2 protein-coding genes are annotated in these 3,726 nt (G+C 60.7%); both read right to left on the bottom strand.

Annotation, left to right across the window (positions count from 1 at the left end; genetic code table 11):
- Positions 1–26 precede the first annotated feature (26 nt).
- Complete coding sequence (locus tag AC1DSN_RS19815; protein WP_477332400.1) at positions 27–2,063, bottom strand: hypothetical protein; 2,037 nt, start codon at positions 2,061–2,063, stop codon at positions 27–29.
- Positions 2,064–2,119: 56 nt separating this feature from the next.
- A partial coding sequence (locus AC1DSN_RS19810) for a type IV secretory system conjugative DNA transfer family protein (protein WP_477332398.1) occupies positions 2,120–3,726 on the bottom strand: 1,607 nt, incomplete at its 5' end.

Genomic DNA, 3,726 nt, shown 5'->3' with positions numbered 1-3,726 from the left:
CTATACATGAGTACAAGTAGTCAGACCTATTTCGCGTCGATCACGTACCGTTTGGCCCCCGGCGCTTCGATGGCGCTCGGATTTGCATCCGTCGGTTTGGCGGTGACCTGTACTGGCACGGGATGGGCGTCTGCGAAGATGCCTGACTTTACGGGCGCGATGTCCGCCGTGGCCTGGCGACCCATGGCAGCCGCGTTAGCCATGGCGGGTACGCGCCAGAGACTGAACCGCGTGATGGCACAGGTAATCGTGTCCGAGTCGTCCTTCTTGCACGCACTCGTATCGATAGCGGCACTATCGGCGTCCGCCCAGAAACCGTCGATAAGCGCGACGTCACCGGGTGTCACGGTGAAGCTGGCGAACGGCCGCGTCAGTGTCGCGCTCACCGCCAGGCCTCCAGCGGCGCGCTTGTGAGAGACGTCCTCGTAATGGGCGGGGGAGACCATCTCAGTATTCGCCACCTGCTCGTGGGCGACATATGCGCAACCACTGCCATTGGGCTGCGTCACACAATAGGGCTGGTCGACCATGGTCGTTCGGTAATCGGCACTCTTCCATTCCTGCGTGCGGTAATACTCGGTGTCCAGTGTCGCGGCAAGCGTCACCGTGCCGATCTTAGGTGAAGTGGTTGCGTGGCTCTCGGTTGTTGTCGGGAGGGAGGCGCGCCGCAGCTCGAGTGAGGCCTTCTTCAAGTCATACGTGCCGGGGTCCACGAAATAGACGGTGTACAAGCTATCGTGCCAGGGGATGGCGGCAGTCCAGCCCCTGAAGCCTTCGGCGAATTCGTTCGCGCCATAGCCGGTTGTCAACTGGTTGTCCGGATGTGCACGGTCCTGCCACATGGTGACGGCCGTCGCATCTACCCAATAGTCGATCAGGGCCTTTTCGCGCTTCTGGCTCTGTGTCATGGAACCGTACTTGTCTTTCAGGTCCACTGCGGGCGTGATCACGAAAGCCTTGCCAGCATAGATGGCGCGCTTATAGAGCGCTTCATGCGACTGACTCTGTAGCGAGGTCTTGCCCTCGGCTTCCCTCCGATCGCGGTTGAATGAAGGAATGAGGGCCCGGCTGAGGTAGCCTCTGGGCTTCTCTGGCTTGGCCGCCTGATTGGCCATGGCCGCTAGCGTGCACATGAGATAGCCGATGCGCCCCGCGTTCATCTTGCGACCCGCCCTCGGTTGAGCAGTGAGTGAAATAGCCGCCATGCCAGCGTCGTATTCGATGTGGACAGGGAAGGGCGGCGTTTCACCGTCCTTGCTACTGGAGCTTGAGTCGACGTACGACGACGTCGAGACGACATCAACGTCGAGGCGGCCGATCTTGCCAGCGTAGCTATCGTTTCCGACCCTTAGATCGGACATGCCGCCGGCGCCCTTCTTCACGCGTTCAAGAGCGGCACGCGCGTCGTCGCCACCGGGGCCGAGCGTCCACGTTGCGAAAACCGGACGCGTGTCGTCTACCTCGCCAGTCAGACCCTCGACGTTCGCCGTGCAGATGCGCGAAGACTCTTCAGGCGTGACCGGGGCCGGCATCGTCCCACCAGCCGCGGCCGGCGCGGACGTGTCACTGCGTGTTGCAAGCGATCCGAGCGACGTGCCACCACCCGTCTCACCACCCGACGACTGCAGTCGGGCCAGCATGCCGCACATCGCCGGGCGGATGTTTTCGGACGTCGCTTGCATGCCCGGAGGCATGTGAGCGGTCATCGAGACGGTGCCCTGGTCGTTTGCATTTACTTCGATGCCGAACGGGCGGGTCTTCTTGCCGGGCTTTTGCACCAGCATGAGCATGCCTTTCCCATTGCCGATGACGTCCTTGCCGACCTCAAAGCCATCCGCCGTCGCGATGTCTCGCATTTTCATAAGCGCATCGCTAATGCGCAATTGCGGAATCTTGATGCGGGCATCGAAGACCAGGCCGGTGGCCTCGTCGCCGCTGGCCTGAAACGAAGCCTCACAGGCATCGGCGGCGTGCACGGCAGCGCAGGGCGCCAGTGCGAGGGTCAGGCTTACGGCCAGAAGGCGGGCGGCGCGAGCGCGCCCAGGGTGACGTGAATCAGACATCGTGCTTTCCTTGTTCCCTGAAGAAGATGTCGTCCATCGGGGCGACGTGTTGCAACTCATATGGTAAGTGGTGTCACGGTCGCTTTTGGCATCAACCGTGAAGTGAAATACTTGTCTTCGTAATACCGGATCTTCTCGCACATCACCGGATGTGGAATGCCTTCGTAAAGGAACACTTCCTTGTCCGTGCCCATCGACTTCAGCTCCTGCGGAAGCATCAGCGCGCGCTTCTCTTCCGAGTGGCTCCTGGATACGTCACCGTTCTTATTCTTGGTGATGTTCTCGCGGCGTACCGTGGTGTAGCCGAGCATGTCGGAGTAGTCGTTGGCATCCTGCTGCTCGCGCGGTGCGAAGACGATCTGCAGCGCGTGGTTGGTGATCACCGTGCGCGATACGTCCCTGCCATAGGTGGCGTCCAGCTGCGCCATGCTTTGGATGATCGGGAGCAAGCGGATGTTATAGCCAGCCATATACGACACCGCCGAAGCGATGATCTCCACCTTGCCGATGGACGTGAACTCGTCCATGAGCAGCAGGCACTGGTGCTTGAGCTCCGGGTTGTTCTGCGGCAGTTCCTTGGTGTTGAGGTTGATCAGCTGGCTGAAGAAAAGGTTCACGATCAGCCGGCTCTCGGCGAGTTTGTTCGGCTGGATGCCGATGTAAATCGTCATGCGCTTCTTGCGCACATCGGTCAGGAGGAAGTCGTCCTCGCTGGTCGCAGCGTCCAGCACCGGGTTGATCCAGGCGTTCAGCGGTTCCTTGAAGGTGCCAAGGATCGATGCGAAGGTCTCGTTGGCCTGTGACAGCATGTTGGCGAAGGCGGACTGCGCGTTCGCGCTCAGGAAGGATTCCTTCGACAGGGCGGTGTACAGCTCGCGCAGGTCGGTGCCGTCGCCAGACGAGAGGCGATAGATCATGCCCAGTGTCGGCTTGCTGCGGACGGCCATGGGTCGATTCTTTCGCTCGTCGTCTTCCCACTTTTCGCAGAGGTAAAGCGAGAAGGCCATGAAGGCGTTACGCGCCTGGCTGACCCAGAACTTCTGCTCGTCCGAGCCATCCGGGTAGAGCATCGAGGCGATGCTCATGAGATCAGAAACGCGGAACGCGGGATCCTTGGAGACGTAGCTCAACGGATTCCAGCGATGCGTGCGCCGATCTTCGGCGAACGGATTGAACAGGTAGATTTCCTGACCCTGCGACTTACGCCAGCCACTGGTGAGGTCGAAGTTCTCCTGCTTGATGTCGAGTACGACGATCGATTCCTGGTAATCGAGCAGGTTGGGGATCACCACGCCCACGCCCTTGCCCGAGCGGGTGGGGGCAGCGAGGATGACGAACTGCTGGCCGGGTAGGCGAACGAGGTCGCCTTTGTACTTGCCGACGAGGATGCCGTTGGGCGCGGGCGAGAGCATCTTCTGCTTGCGAAGGTCGCCGCCATTGGCGAAACGGGCATCGCCGTGAATGGCCTGTTTCTTCTTCTTCGTGAGGAAGTACACCACCACAAACCAGAGAATCAGCGGGATAGCGAAACCAAGCACGCCGGCCGTCTCGATCTTCCACGCGTACGGTCGCACCTGCGGTAGGTTGAGCGCCCGCACATACTCGTAGTACGTCGCCAGCCGCAACGGGATCTGTCCGAGGCGGAGGAACAGCAGGGTGAGAT

The sequence above is a fragment of the Luteibacter sp. P4_D7_3 genome (assembly GCF_056401735.1).
Note: the sequence above shows the minus strand (reverse complement) of the source record. Positions and strands in the feature narration are given on the sequence as shown.

What these genes read in the sequence shown, in the direction of transcription:
- AC1DSN_RS19815 (WP_477332400.1), bottom strand. Translation starts at nt 2,063, where the DNA reads ATGTCTGATTCACGTCACCCTGGGCGCGCTCGCGCCGCCCGCCTTCTG.